Genomic DNA, 24,864 nt, shown 5'->3' with positions numbered 1-24,864 from the left:
ATTAAAATCCAGTGTTTAGTGGCGTTACTAAAATTACAAGTTTAGTGACAGTGAAGTCACTGGTTATTGCCTTTCGAAGGTCTGCGTTTTGAGTATCTTCTTAGGAGAACTAATACTCCAACAATCCATAGAGCAGAGTAGAATACAATGTTAGATACTGAGCTTGAGCTCACGTATCCAAAAAAGTAGTAAAGGCCAGCTGTCAAAGCAACAAGACCTAATGCTGCAAAAGAAGTAGAAATGATGAAGTATTCTCTCTGGCTTAGCTTTTGAGCCATAGGTTCTCCCGTCTTATTGAACCTGCAGTTATCAGAAGACGCAGGTATTGCATTTGCATGATTATCTCCTGCCCATTTTTCCAAAGTTTTCCCGTGCTACTTTCAGAGCGCGGAAAATACTTTCCTCCTTTGGTGTATGCTCGCCTATTGCTGAGAAGAATTCCTCATCGGAGCTTATTTTCCCTTGAAGGTAGAGATCGGATGCTTCCTTAAGCTTCTTCTTGTATTCATCTGTGTCGGAATCGTCAACTATATTGCTGTAAATGAAGTTAGGTTTTGATCTGTAAACAACTCTTCTTCCAAAACCTGTTTTAAATCTTATGGAATTGCCAGTGAGAACTACAGCAGCAAAGGTCAGAGCCCATACTATGTAGTAAAGTGGCGTGTAATAAGGAGAAGAACTGGGTAAAAAATAGAGTACTGAAAAGAGGACAAAGAAGTCAACAACCGCTACGATTAATAACGGGATCCATCTCGAAAATCTGCCGGAGAATGACATTCTACTCCCTCTAATGTCTGGAGTATTAATACCCTTATAATGTTAACCTTTCAACGCTTTATAACTTTACGTTACAAGTTAACCATCACTTGGTTAACCGTTTCCTGATTTCTGTTTCAACGCTCTCCATGTCCTTGCCTTTCACGTATTCTAGATTGTTGGTGTTGAAGGGCATATCCTCATTTATCCCTGCTTTATCTCAGCAATTTTATGCCACCATGAAACACGTTTCTCTATCAAGGCATCCAGAGAATACTTGCTGGTTCCATAAGTTGCAGATATGATGGCAAGAAGGAGGAATACAAAAGCGTAAATGATACTCGTACCTATGTCTGTGGAGCTTGGTCCATATGGTCCACCAAATCCTTCTGGTATTGACCAGATAACCAGGCTGAAGAAGAACCCACCACCATATGCAATTTTCCTCATGAACCCAAAAATCAGGGAAAAAGCCAGGGCACTTTCCAGAATCGCAACAGAATAGGCGAATAAGGCCGGGTTGGAAGAAGTCGTTGTTTGCCAGAATGTAAACCACCCAGAGAGCCAGGATGGTTGTCCCGCAGCTGCAGAAGCAATAAGACTTGGAAATGAGTTGATAAAGCTTGGCTGAAACTTAAATGATGCATCTATGGCCCATACTAAACCGAAAACCATACGAATTGTGTTCTTTAATATCACGGCGTGCGATACAAACCAAGCGTCGCTTTGTATCTTCATAACTTCAAAACATTATACTTTCACAATGTATAATATTCTTTCCTGTAACCGCGTAATCCAGAGTGAACCATATAAATAGGATTGGCCTTTAAAGGATAAATAATCCGTCACTTGGTTAACCGTTTCCTGATTTCTGTTTCAACGCTCTCCATGTCCTTGCCTTTCTCCTGTTCTATCATGTCAAGATCAGAACGCCATTTCTTTATCAGGTTGTCAGAGCCAAAGTATTTTGAATATCTCTTGTAGGTTTCGTACTGCTTTTCAGTTACCTTGAAGCCTACCGTTTTTGTGAATCTCTCCTCTTGCCTATTTGTCGCGACCTCGGAGTGTGAGTTCTGTGATATGAGACTGTCCAATCCTCTCTTCTTGATATCTGCCATTATTTCACCTTCAAGATTCTCTCAATTTCCTTTGCAAGCGCAATATATGATTTTGATGCAGGTGCCGATTTCCGATATCTCACAACAGGAGAACCTGCCATGGTTGAATCCGTTATGGTGACATTTCTGGGTATAACTGTCTTAAGGAGGTTCTTTGAGTAGTGCTTCCGTACGTCTTCAAAAACTTCCCTAGAGGATCTTGTTCTTGAATTGAACATAGTCATGACCATTCCAAGCAGTTTCAAGTTCTTTGAAAGCCGTGAGTTCACGAGTTCGACGACTTTCATTAATTGGGTCAATCCCTCCAAGGCGAAGAATTCAGCCTGCACCGGTATCAGAACATAATCTGATGCAACAAGCGAATTGATTGTGAATATTCCCAGACTCGGTGGAGTATCTATGATTACAAAGTCGTATTTCCTGGCAATCCTCTTGAGTTCATTATCCAGAATGTACTCGCGGCCAATCCTTCCTGTTAGCTCAACCTCCGCACCTGCAAGGTCGATGGTGCTTGGTACGATGTCGATCCCGTCCTTTCGGATTATTGATTCCTCAATCCTGCCATTTAACATTACATCGTATATTGTGCGCTTTTGATCTGCCTTGTTGATTCCAAAATGAGTGGTGAGATTTCCCTGCGGGTCGATGTCAATCAGAAGCACTCTGTGTTTCTTCGATAGCAACGCTCCAAGATTCGCTGCGGTGGTTGTCTTTCCGCAACCTCCTTTCTGGTTAGCGATGGCGATGATCATCAATCAAACTTGTCTGGAAAGGGTTATAAGTTTATGGTTAACCTGCTTGGAGTAACGGTTAGTGGTTAACGTTTTCAAAAATTGAAAAAATAGGGCTTGCCGGTCTATTGCCGATAATCACTGTTAAGCATAAGTACCCCAAAACGGAAACGGATGGAAGTAGTATTTCCCATAGAAGCTTGTCCCGAATGGAGTGAATACACCGCTTATCGATTTGTAATAGTGGAAATATACTGGATGGTTCTGGATTTGGGCAACACCGGGTAATAATCCAACAGCGGGAACTACAGGAACTAAGAATATGAATGCCACGACAACAATCACAAGAATGGATGTCAGCTTCCAGTTCATTGTTCATTCTCATGCAAGTTCAGGTTTAAATATTGCGCGCAACCCATGTGGCAGTTCCAATTTCACCGATTGAAGCCTCTATTGGGGGAGCACTGATTGTGTTCTTCATCCTATTCGTCATTTTCAAGAGTCTAGTCAAAGCAGGTATCGCATTCGTTATAGTCTTGGCAATCCTCTTCATGCTTCATTTATGAGCCTCTATTTTTTTGAGGCTCTTCAAGAAGGACCTTGAAGGAGTCAATGGTAGCAACAATTACGTTCTCTTCTAATCCTATATACTTCTCCATTAGTTCCTTGTTCGGTACAATAATGATCACTCTCAGGTTGGTGCTCTTTATTCTGTCTTTCAGGTCTTCCATGCTGTGTTTCAAGCCCGTTTCAATCTCGATCATGAAGAAGTCTGTTTCGATGTCAAATGCACTCCTTTCTCCCGTGGTGGATATCCTGTTTATAGTTACACCGAGATCATTCAGGATTCCCACCACCTGGCTCTGCATTCCTGTATGCAGATTCGACAGATTCGGATTCCTGGAATAATACATAACTATTGGCTTTCCTTCCCTGAGATACTTCACCCTACCAACTTCGTTGTTGTTCTTGAGTTCTTCAAGAGCAGATTTCAGCTTGAGTTTTGCCTGATCCTTCGTGATACCATACTTCTCTGCGATTATCTTTCCCATTTCTGTTGCATAAGACATCTTCTCGCTGAGGATTTCCTGGGCCTCCCTCCTGAAGTCGATGATCTCCCCTCTCCCTCCGACTCCCACTTCCCTCTTTGGCTCCGATACCTCCGCCGCGACCTTTTGTGTTTCCTTGTGCTCCAAGCCATTCGAAACGTATGTGAATACCGGCGAAAATGATGAGCCTTCCGGGAACTCTATGTCTATGAACTGCCTTGGCTGTAGTATCTCAACGGCAAATCTCATCAGCGGATTGTATGACAGCATGTTTAGATCGGCATCACCAAGTCTGAAGGTGAACTTTGTTCCGAAGTTTGCCCTCATTTCAGGTAGTATGTCGATGAGATTTTGCGTAATAATCCAAAGCATTCCCTTGTCCCTTATCTCCCTGGACATGATGTCAAGGATTGTATGATATGACTTGGTGAGTCTATGAGCTTCGTCTATGAGTACAAGAACGTCTTCCCTCTTGCGCTCCTCCATTTCCCTGTATATTTGCCTCAGCATAAGCTCGGCATAGAAATTCTGGGCTTGCTTTGTCGGCAGTGAAGAGAAGTCAAAGACAATGCTCCCATTGTTCAGAGTGACGCTATCCATGTCCTCAATAACGAGGGTCTTCACGTTCTGCTCTATGGCATTCAGGGCCTCAACCTGATTCTTTGACGCAGTTCTCTTTCTTTCAGAGAGGCTTTTCATGAAGTCTTTCCAGGTGTCGCTTTCAGAAGCGATCTCCTGCAGAAATCCAGGAGTCTGCTGCAGCTGTATGCCTGATGACGTCTTCTCTCCAAAGAAAGCCGTCATATAAGCCTCTGAAAAAGCATTCACGTCCCTGAAGGGATTTGGCAAACACTCTTTTGCATCTATCACTGGAATTCCGAGATGCAGTTCATGGTCATTGGGCTTGAATGAGAATATGATCGTCTCCTTGTCGCTGAATATGGATATAAGATGCGTGGTCAGATAGCTTTTCCCCTGTCCTGACACTCCTGTTATTGATACGTTCCTGTTTCCCTTATGAATCACATAATCTCTGAGAGATGAGACCTTGGGAGAGCACTCTTCTCTCCTGAACTTCCCCCTCTCACTGTCGGGTATGATGGCATAAGCAATAGCAGTACGGCCAGAGAATCTCTTGAGCCTTTTCTCTGGATGATAAAATAGCCTTTCCTCGTTCTTTAAGGGCAATTCGATTATGGGTCTGGATAGAACCTTTCGTGCATTGATAAGTTCAGAAAAGCCCATTTCTCGCATAATTTGACTTGGGCTTTTCAAATATTTATCCATTTTTCCCTACCTTTTAATTACGTATCGCCTGTTCAAGCCCACGGTGACTGTGTGGTGTTCTACTCTCACTGCTCTGGTCTCTACAAGATATAGAATGATGGCCACTGCGATCACCAGAGCAAGGATGATGGAATGGTCTAGCCCAAGGAAATAATAAAGCGCCAAGGCGGGAGCACCGAAAGTGAAAAGGATGACCAATGCAAGGACAATGTAAGAAATAACGTAGTAGAGGATTATCAGGAATCCTATGAGGGCTATTGCTATACCTATTACTCCTATGATTTCCAAAAAGATGTTTCCTGATGCCAGAAGCCAGAGGAAAGCATGCCAAACAGATGGCATGAAAATAGCTGAGAATATAAGGAATAATTCCCATATCACGCATATAAGGCCCGCTTTCTCATCAAGTTCCATAACTCACCTCTGGGCCCTGAATCTCCTGTTTGGCGTCAGTGTGGCCGATATTGATGCCTCTTCCCGCTTGAAAATCAGACCACGTCTCGTTATTACGAGATCCATCCTGAGCACCGGATTGGACTCATATTCCACATAGCTGATGTCGGGATTCCGCTCCATAAACTCTCTTATGGCTGCTATCTGCCTGCGATCTTCAATCTCGTAACGGTTAACCGTGTTATCGATAACGGTTTCCTGCAGTCTCTCTATGGTGCCTTTCTTCTGTGGGGCAATTTCATATTGTATTATTTCGGGCTGGTCTTCTCCCAAATACTCAGGTTCATTCAAAACAGTTCTTCTCACTTTATTCATTTCCATTCCTCCTCTTGTTCTCCAAAATGGAAAACCATGTCTGTGATTTCGCTAGAAGCTCAGTTATAGTTACATAGTCAGGCTCCGAGATAAGTATTTGATTTAGAGGACTCGTTGGGAATTTCGATGAGAACCCTTTTTTTAAGCTAATCAAAGAGACTTGTTGTGCATCTAGCAAGGGATTTTTGTTTTCCATTACGATCATGTTAAGCTTTAATTTGAAATACAAATCATGGTCTTTAAATATGGAATTCGCCGGAGTCCGATTAACTGTGTCTTGTCCACATTGTCAACAAATAGTTGAGGCAATGATCAGGCAATATGATGAATTGGAACCACCTCAGATTCCCCATATGGCAGAAAGTCCTGCTTTTCAACAGGAAAGAATCACTGAAATGTTTGGTCACAGGAGGTCTAAAAGAGAGACGCCGATCAAAATCCCGCGGAAGAAGATACTCGCATATGATACTGTTGTGGATCACATAAATGAGTTGAAAGGAAATGGGTATTTGGAAGAAATATACGATTCTCAGAACAATATTACTCTGTTAGCCCTGAACGAATCGAAAATTCTGTGTGATTACATAAAGAGGATAGGTTATGTTCCCGAAGAGATGTATGATTTTCAAACTCATGTAATATGGGATTTCATAACGTCAGTAAGAGAGTGGAGGAACTACCTAAAAGCAGAGTGCAGTCATTGTGGTAAGGAAGTAAAACCAAAATTGCAGGTTAAGAAAGAGGTGGCTTCAAGAAATGGGGAATACGTCTTAAAAGAGACAGGAGAGTTGGTCTGGAGGTGCAGTACTCACTACAACAATTCAAAGAAGCTGATTCATATGAAGAAAATCGACACATATTTTGAGTAGAAATGGTTAGGCAGTAAGCACCCCACAATTAAAAAGGCATTTTCATTATAGCCTTTCCGTTTGGCAGAACTGCCTGGAATTCGTATCCTTCGCTAAGGAGCTTCTCAATCTCGTTCATGGGAACGAGCCTCTGCTTCGAGCCATTGCTCGCCATTGCACCTGCAACCTTGTCCCTGAGAAGCTTCTGGAAATCATCGTTGCTTATCTCCGTTAGATCCATTTTATCAATCTCCTCCGGTTTGTAACCCACTGCCAACAAGAGCTGCTGCTGCAGGTACATTCTTGCCTTGTCCTCCTCAAGTTCGCTGTATCTGATTTCAAGGAACTTTGTGCTCTTTCTGTAGGCTTCTCTCATTTCCTCAATCACATCTGGAGGCAATCTCTTGTTTGTGCTGTATCTCGCTTCGATATCGCCCTTGTGGCCCATGATGAACTGTCTCCAAGGATGGGAAATGAGACCTTTTGCTTCTGCGATATCAAGGGCTGTGCTGAAATATGCCCTGAGAACGTAAGGGCGCATCTTCAGCCCTGAGTTCTCTATTGCTTCCCGTATATCCCTTGTGACGAGAGTAGTGCGCAGAAAGTCGTTTTTCTTCACCCCACGGACATCGAATTGCAGTAATGGTGATTCGTAAGTTAGCTCCTCTCCCTGCTTTCTCCGCTCTTCCAGATATTCCATTATGTAAGTGGTTCCTTCTTCTCCTATGAAAGAGAAATACTGGTGCCTTGCCTTACTAAGCTTGTTCTTTACCACTATCATAGCTGGTGTTTTGTCAAACTTGATTTCTTCCGATATCCTCAGGTCCTTGATATCTCCAAGTCTGAGACCATCTGTGCCCTCGTAGTCTCCCAGGGACTCTGGTCGAAGGCCTGAGAATGCCATAATTGCTATGGCAACTCTGCCTCTTGAAGTGGCTTTCCTTAATATTCTGGCCAATTCCTCCTTACTAGGTACTCTTTCGTTAACGATTGTCGGTGTTTCGTTTTCCCCGGATATGTTAACGGTTAACTGCAAACTGATACCGTTAAACTTCAACCATGACAAAATAACCTTCTTGAACCTCGCTATGTAAGAGCCTGCCTTGCCCTCTTTCTCCATCTTCCTGACAAAATCTGTGAATTCGTACCTGAAATCCTTCTCATCTGCCTCTGCCTTTTTCAGGATCTCTTTTGGGTTGGTCTGAGTAAGTTCGCAATAGTGGCCCAGATTTCTCAATGCCACTGTTGCAGTAAGAACGGACTTTGCCCTGAGGTTCTCAAACCATCTTCGCACGTCCTCGTCAAGAAGCAGTTCCTGGTACTTCGGCTGCATGGTCATGAGAACATAACGAGTGCCGAGATAAAAAGTATTCGATTAATAAATTAAATGGACCGGTCGGGATTTGAACCCGAGGCCTCTTGCTTGCAAAGCAAGCGATCTACCGCTGATCTACCGGCCCTTTTCACCAGTATGTGTTAATACATAATTTAATTTTTGCTTGATTCACCGTAGGAACTGCACATTTCAACATATACTGTCATGGACAGGTCTTCAAAAACATAATTAAGAGCGAATGACATCATTAGTGAAATGGATATAATCAAGATCGGTGGTAGCCTGCTTACAGACAAGACAGTATACAGGAAGTTTTACCAGAAAAAAACATCAACCATCATCCAGAGACTCTCAAGATTGGAAAGTTTCATACTTGTTCATGGGGGAGGTTCCTTCGGTCATTACATCAGTGAAAAATACGGTTTGCCGGGGGAGGTATCAGAGGAGAGAATAAAGGCTGCAGCCATAGTCAAATATGATATGGCTGATCTGAACCAGAGGATAGTGAAAATGCTTAACAACATGGGAAGACCTGCAATTGGCATCTCACCATTTTTCCTTGATAGAAATAACTCATTCAATTACGATCTGGTGAAGAAGGTACTGGAAATGAATTTCATTCCTGTACTTTATGGGGATGTGTATTTAAGGAATCATGAAATTGGAATCCTGTCAGGAGATCATATTATGGTTTCACTTGCTGAAATGTTCAAACCTGAGAGGGCAATCTTCCTCAGTGATGTTGATGGTGTTTTTGACATGGATCCAAAGAAATACAGAAATGCAGCAATGATCAGGAAGTATTCAAAGGAAATAGTGAATTTTGGTGCCATATCCAATGATGTTACTGGTGGCATGGAACTCAAGTTCAGATCAATGATAAACTGCAAAAAAGCAGGTGTTAAAACATATTTACTCAACGGGAATTTTCCAGAAAGAATTGAAAATATAGATAAAGAAGATTTTGTGGGGACTGAATTTTAATGATAGAAAACAGAAAGGAGGATCATATAAGGATAGCAGAGGGAAAGGAAGTCAATGCATCTCACAATTACTGGGATGACATTACTCTAATTCACAGATCTATCCCTGAGGTGGATTATGACAGCATTGACACCAGGGTAAATTTCCATGGCAACAGGGTAGAATATCCCATCCTGATATCGTCAATGACAGGTGGTACAGATCTTGCAAAGAAGATCAATGAAAATCTCGCATGGGCTGCTGAAAAATTCAATATTCCCATGGGCTTGGGGAGCATGAGGGCCGCGGCTGAAAAGAAGGAGCTAGCAGGTACATATTCGGTTATAAATAATTACAAAATACCATTCAAACTGGCCAACATTGGAGCACCACAGCTTATCGGGCAGGACAAGGATGCAATGAGCAGGGAAAAGATAGATTATCTCATGGAACTCATAGATGCAAAGTTCCTCATAATTCACTTCAATTTTCTTCAGGAGATGATACAGCCCGAAGGGGACAGAAATGCAAAGGGCGTTATGGAAAAGGTGAAGGAACTCGCAGCCAGTTACCCTGTAATAGCCAAGGAAACTGGTGCAGGTTTTTCAGAAAGGGATATTGACATGCTTATAGATGCCAATGTTAAGGCCATCGATGTTGGTGGTCTCGGAGGCACAACATTCGCAGCCATTGAATATTACAGGGCAGAGAGGCAGGGTGAGGGTGAGAAGGCCATAGCAGGAAAGACGTTCTGGAACTGGGGTGTGCCATCTCCCATAAGTTTGAAGATCATCAATGGAAGGATACCAGCAATTGGAAGTGGTGGTTTAAGAAATGGCCTGGATCTTGCAAGGGCCATATCCATGGGAGCATCCATGGGCGGCTTTGCCAGAACACTTCTGAAGGGAGCTGATGAATCCAGAGAGAGTATTGAGAAAAACATAAACGCAATCATAAGGGAACTGAAGATTGCCATGTTCCTTACAGGTTCTGGAAATGTTGAAGACCTGAAGAGGGCGGATAAATTTATCCATGGTGAATTGAAGGAGTGGAGTGATTACTATGACAGAAGATTTTGATCCACCGAAGGAAGAGCTAACAGAGGTTAAGTGCCCTGTATGCGGAGAAAGATTGTACTTTATACAGATGATGACAAGCATTGCCTATGAAAAGCAGATACTTATACAGACATATTTCTGCAAGAAATGCCTTTTCAAAAAGAATGAGGTCACACAGATAGAATCAGGTGAGCCTGTGAGAGAAAGCCTTTTAATCAGAAACATGGATGATCTCAGGGTTGTTGTCTACAGATCACCTCAGGCAAGGGTCGTTATCCCGGAAATAGGGGCAGAGATTGATCCTGGAGAGATATCTGATGGTGAGGTTACAACTGTTGAGGGTGTTGTCACAAGGATGTGGGAAAGAATGTATTCGGCACTCCTTGATTTTGAGGGTACGGAGAATGAGGAGAAAGCTGCCAGGAAAAAGATGGATATGATAGAAAAATGGCAGATATTTCCATTCACCCTTGTCATGGAGGATGAAAGCGGCATGAGCAGGATACAGAGCAGCAGGGCAACCATTGAGAAAATAGATGTTGGTTCAGTATAGAAGCAACTTTTTCATTTCTTAACAACCATGATTTAATAACGGGTGCTTAATTCACATCAATGATCAGTTCAAAGAAGATCCTCATAACGGGAGGAGCGGGATTCATCGGATCCAACATGGCTAATTTATTATCTGAAAACAATGAGATTACAGTGCTTGATGATTTCAGTGGTGGTACCTTAAAGAACCTTGACGAATCTAAGGTTGGGAAAAGTATAAAGGTCATAAGGGGTGATATAACAAAGAGGGATTTCTTCTTCAAGCTTGAGAAGGATTTTGATCTTGTTGTGCATCTGGCAGCAAATTCAGATGTAAGATCTGGCAGCGATGATCCTGAAATAGATATGCAGACAAACGTTATTGGAACGCACAATGTTCTTGAATTTATAAGGAGATCAGACATAAAGCAATTGCTTTTCTCTTCCACATCCACAGTATACGGTGAAGCGAATACCATACCAACTCCAGAGAACTATGGTCCGGAACTACCAATATCACTGTATGGCGCATCCAAACTAGCCAATGAGGGATACATATGGTCATATTACCACTATTACGGCATAAGACCATTGATCTTCAGGTTTGCAAATGTTGTGGGAAGAAATTCAACCCATGGTGTGATACATGATTTCGTCATAAAGCTTCAAAAGAATCCTTCAGAACTTGAGATACTTGGTGATGGTACACAGGAGAAATCGTACATACATGTTGATGACTGCATAAATGCAATGCTGCATGTATATGAGAATTCAACTGAAGGAGATGTTGTAAACCTGGGAAATGACCAGCGAACCAGTGTAAAGACCATTGCACATGCAGTGTGCAGTGAAATGGGTTTAAAGGATGTGAAATTTAATTTTACAGGTGGATCAGAGGGAAGGGGATGGAAGGGAGATGTGAAAATAGCACAGCTTTCAACCGACAGGATCAGAAAATATGGATATGTGAACAAACTGAACAGTGATGAATCTGTTGCACTGGCAGTGAAAGAAATATATTCCCAGATGTCCTGATTTTCACTATTTTGAATAAATTGTACAGATTAATTACCTGTTTTAATTAATTTTTTTCAGTAATCCCGTGTTTTGCTGGTTTTTAACACATAAAATCAAAGTTGCCTCATATGTAAGGGTCACTTCTCAAATAGAAATTATGCATTGTTTACTTAGTGAGAAAAAATGAAAACGATTGAAACATGGTTCTATGTAGGACTGTTGGCTGTTATCCTGATATTTGGTGTTGGGATGTATTACGAGGGAGCAATAAGCCACGCTTCACCTTCAACTTCAACCCAGAGTTCAACTAATGAGTATAATATTACCTTAGTTATTACAAACCAGAATTATCTTGCAAGTGCAGGACAGAACCAGCCCGCCTATTATGTACTTGAGAATGGAAAATTAATGTCATCCGCCCAGATATATCTGCCTGGTGATTCACTCATAAGAATGACCATAATTAATTACGATACCGGACCTGGAACTACATCCTCAACATACAACAAGGTTACTGGAACATTAAACAACACCGAATATGTGTTCAATGATACAAGCGTTAACACAACGGCCCAGACAGGTCACTGGATTAGCTCAGTTCCCTTCTCTGATCTTGCACATACATTCACAGTACCAAACATGAACCTTAACATAATGGTTCCATCTGAATCCATTGTGGTTGCCTACTTCCACACACCAGCATCTGGTGTATACAACTGGCAGTGTGAAGTTGACTGTGGTACAGGAGCAAGCGGCTGGGGAGGAGCAATGGAGACCCCTGGCTGGATGCAGGGAGAAATAGTACTTGACTAAAGGTACTATTAAATTTTAATTTTTGTTAGGTTAAGGTTTTGTTTCCTTCGACTGACTTTTTTAACTTATTGTTTTGTAAGTAAATTTTTTCAATATAGCATTAATATTTTAACCATATTTCCAAATTCATAAACAAATTTCAAGAATAGATTTTTCAATAACTATATTTTAGATAATCACATTTATTCAGTCCTATATACAGTAATGAACTTACCTGAAATTTTGCAGTTTCCCCAAACTTTTTTTCCTCGATAAGACTATGAGTCACCATGTATAATATTAATGATAACCTTTTCACCTGGATTACTGGAGGAATGAGTAAATCCAAACACAACTTCTGCCTGAGTGGAATGCCCGAGCTGGATCTGAACTCTATTGGAGTGAAAGTTGATTATGATGAGTACAAGAAGAGAAGAGAGAATATAGAAAGGGAATTCAACGACCTGATCGCACAGATGTTTGATGTGGAACCAGATCAGGTACTTTCCACTACTGGTGGTACCGAAGGAATCGCTCTTGGTTCAATCTTTCTTCATAAAAATTCAGACTGTATAGATGTACCGGTGCCTGAATATGAACCTATGTACAGGGTTCCTGAATCCATGGGTTTCAAAACACAGAGGGTAAATCCTTACGTTAAACTACATCCTGGTAAGGGAAATTCTTTGAGCACAACCATTCCGAATAACCCAACAGGTGACCTTGAAGGTGAAAGAAATCTTGAAGAATATCTTGATGGAAAACATGAGATGTATATAGACGAGACTTTCAGGGAATTCATGTTTCCAGAAAAACCATATACCCTTCTGCATAAATATCCGGAGGCAGTCGTATCAACCACCATGACAAAATTCTTTGGAGGAGCCTCATGGAGGGTTGGATGGATGCTGGGGAATAAGGAGAAAATCAGGGAGCTAAGGAGTTACAGATCCCTAACAACAGGAAGCACAGCCAGATTTTCACTTTACGCATGCATGAAAATACTTGAAAAGAGAAATGAGGTTCAGAAAATTGTAAAAAAAGTTATGGATGAAAACAGGAAGACGGTAAAGGAGATGCTTCCTAAGGCAGGCCTTAAGTTCACCACGCCAGACAGATCTTCTTTCGTTTATGTTCATACAGATGGTGATTCGTCTCAAATGGCAGAGGATATGTTATCCAAAGAGGGCATTTTTGTAAGTCCGGGTAAATATTTTGGTATACCCACAGGATACAGGCTATGCATTACATCCAGCCCAGATCAGTTCAGGAAGGATCTGGAAAAATTATGTGAATATCATGAAGGAAGGGAAAAGTCCTGATAGATTTAAGTGGGAAAAGATAATTTTCACAGATCTGAAGCCTGAAACAGATGTTTTCATTTACAGGCAGATGTGTGAAATGCTCATACCGCAGAAGGGATGTACAAACAGGTTTCGTATAAAGGCAACTGGAGAGATAACTGATTTCTATTTAGGCAGTGATGATCTCCTGTCTCTCAGGTTCATGAAGAGCTTCTTCTCTAGGCTCTACCCCCTGAAATATGAGGAGGAAAAAGAGAGTGTGGAAGAAGTAAAGGCATTCAACCTGTACAGGGTAACCAGCTACAGAGCTGACGGTCCAATAATGGTTCCGTCACTCCTTCAGAATATAGCATTTATACATAATGTTGCTGAGAATGACGTGTATCTTGACGTGGCAATTTATCACCACAGAGGTGGAAAGGCAGGCGTTTCCCTCAGAATAGGATTCACCAGTGAAGATCCGGTGAATAATAAAATCATGAGGAGCATACATACACAGATCGCAGGTTTTTCAAAAAAATCAGGAATTAAGGTAAGGAAAGTAAGAAAGAATGGTGGTTATCACATAAGGAAGGGTATTGACCCGAGATTCCTTGTGAATTTTGTAAGAATCCCCATTGATGAGGATGCCTGAACACTATTCTATTTCGTTCACTTCTTCAGTATATCTTCTCTTTGATCCAAAGGGTGTGAATGGTTTACCATTTCCCCTGTAGAATTTTGAGAAGAATTCAACATACAGCAACCTTACACCCTGGATACCAGATTCCACAATAGCCAGCAGCAAAGCAAACAGCTGCCCAATGATCAGAAGGATAACACCGAATATTATGAGAACCGGATCATGCAGTGTTGAAATGAAGAATGTGTTCACAAGCTTGGTTAGAATTACCGATGCAAGGAGGATTCCCATAATTCTCAGATATGATAGAACGTGGCTTATAACCGACGGCAATTCTATGAGACCTATTCCCTTCTCCGTGCCTATTATCATTACTACTCCAAGTATCATTGATGCTATGTCAATATCAGCAAATGGGTTTGTGGTAAGGCTGAGATTTAACTTATATATTAGTGATAATCCGTAAATTACTATTCCCCAGACGAAAAGGAGCCACCCTACCTTCCCGATGATCATCTTTTTGTGATTGTAATAATAGTCATTCAGTATACCCAGGATGAAACCGAATGACACCATTACAACACCGAAATAGCCTGTCATCAGCAGTATTTTTGATGTATACACAATTGGATTAAAATATGTTATGTGGAATGGCCCTATGGTTGTGGGCAGTATGGCGAAGCCGAAGAAGCCGTTGAATAGAATCCCTACAATTATGGCCACAATTGAACCCGGAAGCATTGCCTTTGCCAGTATCTGAAGCTGATAGGGTGAGAATATGGACGTGATGAATCCAGTCATCTTTTTTGGAAGTGGCTTCTTGGGTCCAGTTGAATTGATTCTTTTTATAAGCCAGAGCGATAGTAGAAGTATTACTATTCCAAATCCCCAATCACCTACCATTATACCGAAGAATATGGGGAAAACTATGGCAAATATTATGGTGGGATCTATCTCAATATCCTGAGGTAGTGAATAGAAACGTATGAATGACTCAAACAGCCTGAATCTCCTTGGATTATCCTGTAGTGTTGGACCTATTTCATCTGTTTTTACCCTTTCTATGATGCAGAGATGATCAGCTTTCCTTTCAACGGCATCTGATATCTTCTGGAATTTGGGTTCTGGAACCCAGCCCTCCATAACGAATATACTCTGGGAAGATGGCATCTTCATTGCTGCTTCTATCTTCTTTGCCTCTATTTCCAGGGCCTCCCTGACAGAAACTATTTCTGAATAATGCTTATCGGATAGCTCACCTATACCTGTTTCCAATTCGCTTATCTTCTCGTTTATGTTCTTCTTGAGATTCAGAAGATCATCCCTGATCTCCCTGGGCTTTCCACGCATCTGCATTATATAAATTGCCTTTCCAGACTGAGAACCAATGCTCTGGGCGAACTCCTTTTCTCCACTCTTGGGCATTGAAAGCACCGTGTTTCCGTTAACCCTGTTTACAATGTAATTTTCCCCTATCTTTCCCTCGTATTCTCCCTGGATTAGATAGGATGAGATCACAGAATTGTTAAAACAGGACATATCCACATCAAGTGATTCAAGAGGTTCCACAATTTCAAGTCTGTTATCTATGCTCTTCAGCTCCGTTTTCAGGTCATTTATGGAATTGACAGCAGTTCTCAGATCTTCACCGATCCTTATTGATTCAGCTGCGGAGATTATTTCCTGCACGCTTGAAAATTTTCTCTTTCCAGTTATTTTCCTTGGAGGCAGGAGATTTTCCATTCCCCTGATCTCATTCATCAGTTCTATTACCCTTCCTCTTCCCTCTATCTCTGTCGAGGATTTCATTCCCTCCTTGTAGGAATCCGTAACGTCCTCAAACTGAATGGATTTCATATCATGTAGAAGTGTAAGTAGACCTGCGGCCTTCTCCCTGTAGGCAATTATCCTCATCCTTGCCATTGGCACCGGCTTAAAACCCATCTTTAGTCACTCACATAATCCTTCATAATGCCAAGTAACAAATCTACAGTACTTTTACTGTCAATGTTCAGCTTGATTCCAGCCACCTTTTCGTTCTCTTCCCTGACTTTTTCCTGCATCAGCTTATCAAATTCGGCCTTCTTTTCCTTCAGTGCAAGTTCATACTTTATCTGGAGGCTGTCCTCAAGATCCTTATATTCCTTCTCTGTCTTTGCCTTTTCAGACTCTGTCATTTCCCTGCATTTCTGCTTTTCTTCCTCTATTGATCTGTTAACAGATTCCTCTGTTTCCCTTATCTTTTTGATCTTATCAATTCCATCTGCATTCATAATCTCACCAGTGTAAAAAGTACGACAACAATTATTATGATCCTTATGGGAAACATGTATTTCCTAAGGGTGAACAGGATCAACTGCTGTCTGTTCATTTCATTAATACTATACTGCCTGTAATTCCCCCTCCTTATTTTTGTCCTCCTCCTCTGATATCATCTTCTTCTTGACAAATTTAAGAGTTGTAAACGTGTCTCTCTCAAGTTCGTCAAGTCTCATTCTTATATATTGTGACTGGCTCTTTAACTTTGGTATCATAACGAATTCAATGGCATTTGACCTTCTCTTGGTCTTGTCAATTTCCATAAGAAGCCTTCTCATGGATTTCTCCTTCTCCACAACTTCCACAAGACTTCGGAACAGACGATCATATGCATCTATGGCATCGTCTATGGGTGCAGGAACAGAAATGGCCCTAAATCGTTCTGTAAGAACGGCCTTTTCCATCATTATGCCCAGTTCAGGTATCCTCACGCCCATTACATTTCTCGCCTTTAAGGTTACATCAGCAGACCCTGACATGAAACCATAACTCTCGACCTTCATCCTTCCTTCTCTGACCTCTGCAATGGCCATTTTTTCCAGTGCATTCTCAACTTCTTTTCTTAAGTTCTCCCTCATGCCCCTTAGGTCCTTTGCCATCTTCAGGAATTCCATTATGAGTGCTGATCTTTTCATCTTAAGCAGCTCATATCCCCTCTGTGCCAGCTTAATTCTCTTCCTTAGCTGGATGAGCTCAATTCTGGTCGGTTTTATGTTAAGGTCTGCCAATTTCTCACTTCCATTTTCCGTATTTCTGTATGAAGTCCTTTTTCAACCTCTTCATTTCTGTCTCAGGCAGTTCAGATAGAAGATCATAACTTATTTCCAGTGTATCCTCTATTGTCCTATCCTCGTCCAGCTTCTGGGCTACGTATTTGTTTTCGAAATTATCTGCAAACTTTAGGTAGCTCTTATCGCTTGAACTCAAAGATTCCTCTCCTACTATTGCACTCAGTGATCTGAGATCTTTTCCAGTTGCATAGGCTGAATATAGCTGATCTGCAACACCACGGTGATCCTCTCTTGTTCTTCCCTTTCCAATTCCCTGATTCATCAGCCTTGAAAGTGAGGGTAAAACATCCACTGGAGGATAAACGCCCTTTCTCTGGAGTTCCCTGCTCATTACGATCTGGCCCTCTGTTATATATCCTGTAAGATCGGGTATTGGATTTGTTATATCGTCACCTGGCATTGTAAGTATGGGTAGCTGTGTTATTGATCCATTTCTTCCCCTTATCTTTCCTGCTCTTTCATAAATAGTACTAAGATCTGTGTACATGTATCCTGGGTATCCCCTTCTCCCTGGAACCTCCTCTCTTGCTGATGATATTTCTCTTAAGGATTCACAGTAATTTGTCATATCCGTAAGTATAACAAGAACATGGTATTCTCTCTCATACGCAAGGTACTCTGCAGTTGTAAGGGCAACCCTGGGAAGAATTATCCTTTCCATGGATGGATCGGATGATAAATTCATGAATATTGCAGCCCTGGAAAGAGCTCCTGTCTTCCTGAATTCGTTCATGAAAAAATTTGCCTCTTCGCTTGTAATACCCATGGCCCCAAACACCACGGCAAAGCTTTCCCCAGTCTTCAGGGTTTTTGCCTGCCTTGCAATTTGCGATGCAAGCACATTATGTGGGAGACCGGAACCTGAGAATATGGGAAGTTTTTGTCCCCTTACAAGCGTGTTCATTCCATCTATTGTGGATATTCCAGTCTGAATGAATTCTGATGGCTCCTCTCTTGAATATGGATTTATTGCATCTCCAACTATCTCAACACTTTCTTTGGACAGAAGCTGTGGTCCGTTGTCTATTGGTTCACCAAGACCATTAAAAATCCTTCCAAGAACCTCATCAGATACCTTGATCCTGGCAGTTTCACCCCTGAATCTTACAGTTGTATTATTGCTGTCCAGACCAGATGTTGAGCCGAAAACCTGTACTATGGCAAGCCCATTTCTTGTGTCGAGAACCTGACCTGATTTTATCTCCCCACTGGGTGTCTCTATGGTGACCATTTCATTATAGCCTGCGTCTGAGATCCCTTCCACAAAGATCAGTGGACCACTTATCTCGCTTATATTCTTGTATCCAACCTTAACCATTACTTTTCACCCCTGATTCTTTTTAGATCTGAATCTATGCTGGTCACTGTTTCATTGAAATACTTCTCCAGATCCGGATCTCTTACCTCTTTTATCCTTGAAATTTTCTCCTTCGAAGGTATATTCTCTATCTGAGACATTGAGAATCCCTGATCAATTGTCTTCTCTATCTCATTGGAATAGTGCATGATCAGTTTCATCATCACGATCTGCTTATTAAGTGAGCAAAACTGATCCACATCGTCAAAGGCACTTTGCTGCAGGTAATCTTCCCTTATTATCTTGGCAACATCCAGAACTGATTTTTCCCTGTCTGGTAAGGCATCATATCCAACCAGCTGGACAACCTCCTGCAATTCAGATTCCTTCTGAAGTATATTCATCATCTTACTGTAAATTGTTGGCCAATCCTTGGATATATTCTCACTGAACCATGGCAGAAGTTCACTTTCATATAGCGAATAACTGTTCAGCCAGTTTATTGATGGAAAGTGCCTCCTCGAGGCGAGAGATGCATCAAGTGCCCAGAAAACTCTTGTAACTCTCAGGGTGTTCTGTGAAACAGGCTCTGATATATCTCCACCAGGTGGTGAGACTGCACCCACTATGGTTATTGAACCATTTCTGTCTGGATTTCCAGAGATTATGGCATTTCCCGATCTTTCATAGAACTCAGAAAGCCTCCTTCCCAGATATGCTGGATATCCTTCCTCTCCTGGCATTTCCTCAAGTCTACCAGATATTTCCCTTAAGGCCTCTGCCCATCTTGATGTGCTATCAGCCATTAGAGCAATTCCATATCCCATATCCCTGTAATATTCTGCTATGGATATTCCAGTATAAATACTGGCTTCTCTTGCTGCAACAGGCATGTTTGAGGTGTTTGCTATTAATATTGTTCTCTCCATGAGGGGCTTTCCACTCTTTGGGTCCTGCAGTTCAGGGAATGTTGTGAGAATTTCGGTCATTTCATTTCCCCTTTCACCGCATCCCACATAAACAACTATATCGCTGTCTGCCCACTTGGACAGCTGGTGCTGAACCACGGTCTTTCCAGATCCAAATGGACCTGGAACTGCAACTGTTCCACCCTTTGCTACAGGGAAAAATGTATCAATTACCCTCTGACCTGTTACAAGTGGTATGGAAGGTGGTAATTTTGATTTTACACCCCTGATAGTCCTTACAGGCCACTCCTGCCTCATGGTTAATTTTTTATCTCCATTCTTTGTTTTAACATGAGCATAGACGTCTGTAACGGTCATGCTGCCCTCAAGGATCTCACTAATCTGACCTTCTATGTCCCTTGGAGCCATTATTTTATGTTCTATAAGAGATGTTTCCTGAACTGTTCCCAGTATCTGTCCAGGTTTTATATCATCACCCTTTTTCACCAGAGGCTTGAATTCCCATTTCGCCTTCAGATCTATGGGATTTGCTGTATAACCTCTCCTTATGAAATCTCCACTGCTTTCCCGTATGATGTCCAGAGGTCTCTGGATACCATCGTAAATGGATTTAAGTAATCCAGGTCCCAGTTCAACTGAAAGAGGCTTTCCGGTTGTCTCGACCTTTTCTCCCGGCTTTATCCCACTTGTATCCTCGTATACCTGTATTGTTGCCCTGTTACCGTTCAGCTTTATGATTTCTCCCACGAGGTTGAGTTCACCTACTCTAACCACATCAAACATTTTTTGGTTTTCAATATCTTCCGCGACCACTACTGGACCGGAAACTCTGATTATCTTTCCCAATTTTTCACCTTCCTATATCTACGCCCAATATTCTTTTGGCCATTGTTTCTAAACTTTCTTCTCTGTCCACACCTGGCAGGGGGATGAACATAACGAGAGGCTTAAGTGTGCTCTCATAATAATTAAGCAGTCTTTTATCCATAACTGACTTCAGGCTTTCTGATACAAAGATCACGGAGTACTTCCCTGACTTTTCAATTGACTGAAGTTTTTCAAGTGCCTCCTTGCCCTCAGCCTCAAAAGTATCTTCTATTCCTATGAGCCTGAACCCCATTGAGATTGATCTTTCCCCAATTACCGCAATTCTACCTTCATCCTGCTTTTGATTGATCATATATTTACCATCATCTTCCTTATTCTTTCCTTATCCATTCCATATGCCTTTCCAGCAAATATTATCCTCAGATTATTTCTCTCATTCTCAAACCTTAGAAGCGTATTAAATATGGAACCTATGGAATTCGATTGAAGGGAAAATCTCGGAAGGGTCCTCTCCAGAAGAGTCCTCTTCATGAGAGTTTCTGCTTCTCCTGATGAAATTCCATTTTCATTTTCTATTCCTTTTACTCCGTAAAGGTTCAAACACTTTATTGCTATATTTTCTGATTCACTTGAATTGTACATCTCTCTCAGCTTCTGTATGTCAATATTACCCATGTTCATTAGACCATTATCTATGGCCTCAAAATCCAGTCCCAGGGTCTTTGCCTTTATCAGTGTCATAAGATTCTTTTGATCGACCTCATCCCTTATAAAAAATCTCGCTGGTTCCTCATTCCCAAGAAAATATTTAACACTTTCGAAAAGCCTTGAGTAATATGCAATATCCAGTGAATACAGAAGCACTGATACATCTCTCTCCTTCCTGTACTCATCGAGATATTTTAATAGGTATATTCCGTAACTTAGCTTCACAAGATATTTAGAAATTCCCTCTATGTCGTTTTCATTTATCATTAATGTATAATCTTCTGGTGTAAGCACGTTTCCAAGCATACCCACAGGGTAGTTGTTTCTGTCAACAACAAAGATATCACTCTTCTTTATATCTTTCCCAAGATACTTTGAAGTAATGATGTTTTTTATGCTATCTATATCCCATCGTGATATGTAACTCTTAATTGCTTCCCTTCCATTTGCTGGAGGAGATTCTGCAACTTTCAGTACAAGATTCATCATCCTTCTGTTGGATGCAATCTCAAGAAGTTCATAGGAACTGTATAATCCTGATAGAGCCTGAATATGGGTGCTGTACGGGGTTCCGTCCATTATTCTTAAAACATCTGAAAAACTCTCTGCATTTATGAGTTCGCTGAAGGTTTCTTCCTTTAGAAGCTCATCATTGAGTAATCGGCACTTGGACGCACTCCCGAAAAAAGTTGCATCCATTAATCCGCACCCATCTTTTCCATTATCATCTCCTCGATCTTTTCTTTCTGATCGCTCATAATGGAATCAAAAGTCATATTAAGGGTCCTCTTTCCATCTGATGATGTGACGAGTATCCCAAGCCTTATCCTTTCTGATTGCTCAAAGGTAAAATCTCCATTAACCTTGCTTATAATGTTCTTATCTTCACTGGAACCTAGAACTTTGAAGCCCTTTCCAAGCTTAGAACCTGCTTCCTTTATGGAATTCCTGATAAACTCTTCATATTTTGGGTCCTTCCTAATGATAGACTCAGAATTATATGCAATTTCCCAGAAATCCTCAAGAAGTTTTCTCTTCCTTTCCATCTCTATGGTTTTAATTGCAATCAGTATCTCGTCTTTTGATGTCACTTCAATTTTCTTCAGGCTCTCCTCGAGTTTTCGTGACATGTTCTTTTCAAGTTCTTTCAGTCTTTCCTGACTTCTGTCCCTTATTTCCTTAAGGCTCTTTTCACAGTCAGCGGATATTCTATTGATTTGCTCCTTACCCTTTTTTTCTATCTCTTCTATTATATCCTCTGCTGACATTTTGATATCACAGTATGGCTTTCAAAAGCACGTATCCAAGAACCAAACCTATAATCCACAGGGTTTCTGGAATGACGAAAAATATCAGTACCTGTCCAAACTTCTCCGGCTTCTCGGCTATGATGCCCATACCCGATGCACCTATTCCCTGCTGGGCCATTCCAGTTCCAATCAATCCGCCTGCAATGGCTATGGCAGCCGCAATAGCTTCCAGTGCATAAGTACTAACCACATAGTTAGACGAACTGGTTGTCGCCATTGCTGTTACCACAGCACTCCATGCAAACGTTCCAACGCTATAAATCATGAAAATCCTCAAACGCTTATAAAGATGTTTTATTTAAATTTAATTGGAAAACACTTTTAAATTCAGCTTATTATATTTGTGGAAATTACTAATAATTTTCGCACTATCTCACTAACTTACAATAAAATATAACAAATGAATTAAAAAATGATCATTTTCCTTTGATCTATATATAAATTTACTGCCCCCTTTTCTTTAACATACCAACTGCAAGCGCAATAAAAAGTAGTATAATTATATCACCCACTATTATATAAATATAAGATGAGCTAAGGCCATATGGACCAGAAGTTGACGTATACGGTGAAATGATCCTGTTTGCAGTATAGGGTGAAATGGATCCTTTTAATGTAGAGGTGGAAATACGAATATACAAACTTCCGGCAAGAGCTACTACAGAAGCAAGCGGTGTTCCATTGATAATATATTTGATAAATTTATTTCTCAGTTTTCCCATGCTTTACAATTGCACCAAATTAGATATTTTTTTGTGTTTTTTGATTGTTACATTCAATCTAATTAGATTATTTTATTAACTTTCCAGTTGCCATCTTCCACATGTAAAGGTCCAGTACACCTGGCTTCAGCCCAAGCTGTTCTGAAATCTGGATCACCTGTTGTTCATACTTCATGTAAAGCTTTCTATTCAGGGCCTTACCTGATCTTGCAAATTCCCCGTCCAGCATTCTTATGATGTGTTTATCAAGTATTGCAAAGTCAAAAACACCAGTGTTCCTTAGAAAATGAGATGATTCCTTATACCCTATTCCCTTAACATTTTCCACAATGAACTCTCTTGCGACCCATGGATCGGGATGATTCAACAGTACAGGTAGTTCAGGTATTATCCATCTGTTCTCCGAAATAAATTTACCCCTCGTATTGTAGAATCTATAATGCGCATTTTTTAATTTAGCAGTTAAAACTTCTGTACTATCCTCTATGAATGGCTGTACTCCCAGCTCTCTCTGCATCTTTATGCCTAATTCTGCAGAAGTATTGGCTGTCAGGAAGCAGTAGCATAGCTCAAAAAAAATCTCTGGTCCATCCTTCTTTCTGAATGATTCGAATTCCTTAACTCTTTCATTCACCTCGTCCCTGAATTTGGAATTAATTAGATCTTCCAGTTCTGTGAACCATACTTTCTGTGCTGTTATATTGCTACCAGTCATGTTATCCTTGTTGACTCTGTACCGCATTTATGTGAATTAGTCTTTCTATTCAGTTCTATTTCTTTTGAATATTGCCTTGATATTCCCTTAAAAGGTTTACTGCTAACTTTTAAAAGGTAGACGCTATTAGTCCCCTATATGAACATTCATACTGAACCCGAAGATGGAAAGAATCCTGTACTTGAGATCATAAGGGAAAGCCAAAAGTTCCTGCACCTGAACTACTATCTCATTGACGATCCTGAATTCATGAAGGCAATCGAGGACAGGGTATCCCATAAGGTAAACGTTCAGATAATAATTGATGGCGAGCCATATGAGGGAAGCAGTCATTCCAGCCTTGAGGCACTCAGAAGGACAGGCGCACAGGTTAATCTTTCTCCTTCAAGATTTGATAATACTGACGTTTTTGATCATGCGAAATACATGTACAATGAAAAGAGGTTCCTAATAGGAACAATGAATCTGACAGATGCAGCATTCAAGAGCAACAGGGAGTACTTTGTAATAGGCGATGAAAGAAAGGTTCTAAAATCCCTTGCAAGTATATTTGAATCAGACTGGAAGGGAGAAAGAGCAGGTGAGGTTGATAGAAAGGATCTGATTGTTTCACCAGACTCTGAGAACAGGATCCTTGGAATACTGAGGGACGGAAAGAAGCTATTCATAGAAACAGAAGAACTTGGTAATGACAGGGTAATTCTTGACACCCTGAAGACCAAGGGAAAGAAATTAAGGATGATACTTCCTTCAAGCATTTCCGATGAGGACATGAATAACGCAGATGAACTCATGAAGAATGGTGCAAAAATTAGGGTAATGCCTGCTGAAAAACTCTATATGCACGCCAAGATGATCCATACAGGAAAGTTCGTGTTCATTGGTTCACAGAATTTCTCATCCACAAGTCTACTGAAAAACAGGGAAGTAGGGATCATGGTGAAGAAATACGGGATGAAGAAGATATTCAATAACAAGTTCAAGGAGGACTGGAAAAACTCTGAGACTATTACCAGAAAGATGAGGAAGGGCGCAAAATCCTGATTTAAATTAACTTTAGATCAA

30 protein-coding genes and 1 tRNA gene are annotated in these 24,864 nt (G+C 41.0%); 9 read left to right on the top strand and 22 right to left on the bottom strand.

The features are described from left to right. Nucleotides 1-56 precede the first annotated feature (56 nt). The 9 genes from CSP5_RS00305 to CSP5_RS00265 all read right to left on the bottom strand — a co-directional run bounded on the left by CSP5_RS00305 (nt 57) and on the right by CSP5_RS00265 (nt 5,709). The gene (locus tag CSP5_RS00305; protein ID WP_148689409.1) at nt 57-362 is read right to left on the bottom strand and encodes a hypothetical protein; all 306 of its coding nucleotides are present in this window, start codon (nt 360-362) and stop codon (nt 57-59) included. Beyond that, on the bottom strand, nt 340-777 hold the full coding sequence (locus CSP5_RS00300; protein WP_148689408.1) for a P-loop NTPase family protein: 438 nt from the start codon (nt 775-777) through the stop codon (nt 340-342). Before CSP5_RS00300 ends, CSP5_RS00305 begins: the two co-directional genes overlap by 23 nt. A gap of 183 nt (nt 778-960) precedes the next feature. Then, nucleotides 961-1,494 carry a DoxX family protein gene (locus tag CSP5_RS00295; protein ID WP_148689407.1) on the bottom strand — a complete coding sequence of 178 codons (534 nt, stop codon included), beginning with the start codon at nt 1,492-1,494 and terminating at the stop codon, nt 961-963. Nucleotides 1,495-1,601: 107 nt separating this feature from the next. Continuing rightward, nucleotides 1,602-1,874, bottom strand: coding sequence for a hypothetical protein (locus tag CSP5_RS00290; protein WP_148689406.1), 273 nt, complete (start codon nt 1,872-1,874; stop codon nt 1,602-1,604). After that, complete coding sequence (locus CSP5_RS00285) at nt 1,874-2,626, bottom strand: ParA family protein (protein WP_148689405.1); 753 nt, start codon at nt 2,624-2,626, stop codon at nt 1,874-1,876. Before CSP5_RS00285 ends, CSP5_RS00290 begins: the two co-directional genes overlap by 1 nt. 123 nt (nt 2,627-2,749) lie before the next feature. After that, a complete protein-coding gene (locus CSP5_RS00280; RefSeq protein WP_148689404.1) occupies nt 2,750-2,977 on the bottom strand; it encodes a hypothetical protein in 228 nt (75 codons plus the stop codon). Between the two features lie 188 nt (nt 2,978-3,165). Continuing rightward, a complete protein-coding gene (locus CSP5_RS00275; RefSeq protein WP_148689403.1) occupies nt 3,166-4,941 on the bottom strand; it encodes an ATP-binding protein in 1,776 nt (591 codons plus the stop codon). A gap of 6 nt (nt 4,942-4,947) precedes the next feature. Next, nucleotides 4,948-5,355, bottom strand: coding sequence for a hypothetical protein (locus tag CSP5_RS00270; protein ID WP_148689402.1), 408 nt, complete (start codon nt 5,353-5,355; stop codon nt 4,948-4,950). Nucleotides 5,356-5,358: 3 nt separating this feature from the next. Then, nucleotides 5,359-5,709, bottom strand: a complete 351-nt coding sequence (locus CSP5_RS00265) for a hypothetical protein (RefSeq protein WP_148689401.1) — start codon at nt 5,707-5,709, stop codon at nt 5,359-5,361. 353 nt (nt 5,710-6,062) lie between these two features. On the opposite strand from CSP5_RS00265, the gene CSP5_RS00260 reads away from it, so the two are divergent. Further along, a complete protein-coding gene (locus CSP5_RS00260) occupies nt 6,063-6,578 on the top strand; it encodes a hypothetical protein (protein ID WP_148689400.1) in 516 nt (171 codons plus the stop codon). A 28-nt stretch (nt 6,579-6,606) separates the two neighbouring features. Here CSP5_RS00260 and CSP5_RS00255 read toward each other — a convergent pair whose 3' ends face one another. Together CSP5_RS00255 and CSP5_RS00250 are read right to left on the bottom strand one after the other, a co-directional pair. Next, nucleotides 6,607-7,896, bottom strand: coding sequence for a site-specific integrase (locus CSP5_RS00255; RefSeq protein ID WP_148689399.1), 1,290 nt, complete (start codon nt 7,894-7,896; stop codon nt 6,607-6,609). Between the two features lie 49 nt (nt 7,897-7,945). After that, nucleotides 7,946-8,017 (bottom strand) — tRNA-Ala (locus CSP5_RS00250). 131 nt (nt 8,018-8,148) lie between these two features. On the opposite strand from CSP5_RS00250, the gene CSP5_RS00245 reads away from it, so the two are divergent. From CSP5_RS00245 to CSP5_RS00215, 7 genes are all read left to right on the top strand, one after another. Further along, a complete protein-coding gene (locus CSP5_RS00245; protein WP_021789571.1) occupies nt 8,149-8,877 on the top strand; it encodes an isopentenyl phosphate kinase in 729 nt (242 codons plus the stop codon). After that, on the top strand, nt 8,877-9,935 hold the full coding sequence (fni, locus tag CSP5_RS00240; protein WP_021789572.1) for a type 2 isopentenyl-diphosphate Delta-isomerase: 1,059 nt from the start codon (nt 8,877-8,879) through the stop codon (nt 9,933-9,935). The genes CSP5_RS00245 and fni overlap by 1 nt, the downstream gene beginning before the upstream one ends. Next, nucleotides 9,919-10,467: a ZPR1 zinc finger domain-containing protein gene (locus CSP5_RS00235; protein WP_021789573.1), complete on the top strand. Its 549-nt coding sequence runs from the start codon at nt 9,919-9,921 to the stop codon at nt 10,465-10,467. The genes fni and CSP5_RS00235 overlap by 17 nt, the downstream gene beginning before the upstream one ends. Before the next feature lie 59 nt (nt 10,468-10,526). Then, nucleotides 10,527-11,480, top strand: a complete 954-nt coding sequence (locus CSP5_RS00230) for an NAD-dependent epimerase/dehydratase family protein (protein WP_021789574.1) — start codon at nt 10,527-10,529, stop codon at nt 11,478-11,480. A gap of 165 nt (nt 11,481-11,645) precedes the next feature. After that, nucleotides 11,646-12,275, top strand: coding sequence for a cupredoxin domain-containing protein (locus CSP5_RS00225; RefSeq protein ID WP_077075768.1), 630 nt, complete (start codon nt 11,646-11,648; stop codon nt 12,273-12,275). Nucleotides 12,276-12,544: 269 nt separating this feature from the next. After that, a complete protein-coding gene (locus tag CSP5_RS00220) occupies nt 12,545-13,576 on the top strand; it encodes a pyridoxal phosphate-dependent aminotransferase (RefSeq protein ID WP_148689398.1) in 1,032 nt (343 codons plus the stop codon). Beyond that, nucleotides 13,554-14,192: a hypothetical protein gene (locus CSP5_RS00215; RefSeq protein WP_021789577.1), complete on the top strand. Its 639-nt coding sequence runs from the start codon at nt 13,554-13,556 to the stop codon at nt 14,190-14,192. Before CSP5_RS00220 ends, CSP5_RS00215 begins: the two co-directional genes overlap by 23 nt. Before the next feature lie 3 nt (nt 14,193-14,195). Here the strand turns inward: CSP5_RS00215 and CSP5_RS00210 are convergent, their stop codons facing one another. The 11 genes from CSP5_RS00210 to CSP5_RS00160 form a co-directional block, all read right to left on the bottom strand. Then, nucleotides 14,196-16,124: a V-type ATP synthase subunit I gene (locus CSP5_RS00210; RefSeq protein ID WP_021789578.1), complete on the bottom strand. Its 1,929-nt coding sequence runs from the start codon at nt 16,122-16,124 to the stop codon at nt 14,196-14,198. A 2-nt stretch (nt 16,125-16,126) separates the two neighbouring features. Next, entirely contained in the window at nt 16,127-16,453 is a 327-nt protein-coding gene (locus CSP5_RS00205; protein ID WP_148689397.1) for a hypothetical protein, read from the bottom strand. Between the two features lie 108 nt (nt 16,454-16,561). Further along, nucleotides 16,562-17,227: a V-type ATP synthase subunit D gene (locus tag CSP5_RS00200; protein WP_021789580.1), complete on the bottom strand. Its 666-nt coding sequence runs from the start codon at nt 17,225-17,227 to the stop codon at nt 16,562-16,564. A 4-nt stretch (nt 17,228-17,231) separates the two neighbouring features. Next, nucleotides 17,232-18,608 carry a V-type ATP synthase subunit B gene (locus CSP5_RS00195; RefSeq protein ID WP_148689396.1) on the bottom strand — a complete coding sequence of 459 codons (1,377 nt, stop codon included), beginning with the start codon at nt 18,606-18,608 and terminating at the stop codon, nt 17,232-17,234. Further along, nucleotides 18,608-20,362 carry a V-type ATP synthase subunit A gene (locus CSP5_RS00190; protein ID WP_077075766.1) on the bottom strand — a complete coding sequence of 585 codons (1,755 nt, stop codon included), beginning with the start codon at nt 20,360-20,362 and terminating at the stop codon, nt 18,608-18,610. The genes CSP5_RS00195 and CSP5_RS00190 overlap by 1 nt, the downstream gene beginning before the upstream one ends. A gap of 4 nt (nt 20,363-20,366) precedes the next feature. After that, entirely contained in the window at nt 20,367-20,696 is a 330-nt protein-coding gene (locus CSP5_RS00185; protein ID WP_148689395.1) for a V-type ATP synthase subunit F, read from the bottom strand. Continuing rightward, the gene (locus CSP5_RS00180; protein ID WP_021789584.1) at nt 20,693-21,751 is read right to left on the bottom strand and encodes a V-type ATPase subunit; all 1,059 of its coding nucleotides are present in this window, start codon (nt 21,749-21,751) and stop codon (nt 20,693-20,695) included. Before CSP5_RS00180 ends, CSP5_RS00185 begins: the two co-directional genes overlap by 4 nt. Continuing rightward, a complete protein-coding gene (locus CSP5_RS00175; RefSeq protein ID WP_077075765.1) occupies nt 21,751-22,320 on the bottom strand; it encodes a V-type ATP synthase subunit E in 570 nt (189 codons plus the stop codon). The genes CSP5_RS00180 and CSP5_RS00175 overlap by 1 nt, the downstream gene beginning before the upstream one ends. 7 nt (nt 22,321-22,327) lie before the next feature. Further along, nucleotides 22,328-22,627 (bottom strand): hypothetical protein, encoded by a 300-nt coding sequence (locus CSP5_RS00170; protein WP_021789586.1) that lies wholly within the window; start codon nt 22,625-22,627, stop codon nt 22,328-22,330. A 178-nt stretch (nt 22,628-22,805) separates the two neighbouring features. After that, the gene (locus CSP5_RS00165) at nt 22,806-23,084 is read right to left on the bottom strand and encodes a hypothetical protein (protein WP_021789587.1); all 279 of its coding nucleotides are present in this window, start codon (nt 23,082-23,084) and stop codon (nt 22,806-22,808) included. A gap of 67 nt (nt 23,085-23,151) precedes the next feature. Then, nucleotides 23,152-23,826, bottom strand: coding sequence for an N-glycosylase/DNA lyase (locus CSP5_RS00160; protein ID WP_083705150.1), 675 nt, complete (start codon nt 23,824-23,826; stop codon nt 23,152-23,154). A gap of 111 nt (nt 23,827-23,937) precedes the next feature. Here CSP5_RS00160 and CSP5_RS00155 point away from each other — a divergent pair, with 111 nt between their 5' ends. After that, nucleotides 23,938-24,843, top strand: coding sequence for a phospholipase D-like domain-containing protein (locus CSP5_RS00155; protein ID WP_021789589.1), 906 nt, complete (start codon nt 23,938-23,940; stop codon nt 24,841-24,843). Nucleotides 24,844-24,864 lie beyond the last annotated feature (21 nt).

This window comes from Cuniculiplasma divulgatum (assembly GCF_900083515.1).
GTDB lineage: Archaea > Thermoplasmatota > Thermoplasmata > Thermoplasmatales > Thermoplasmataceae > Cuniculiplasma > Cuniculiplasma divulgatum.
The sequence above is the reverse complement of the archived record's forward strand: the minus strand, read 5'-3'. Positions and strand labels throughout refer to the sequence as shown.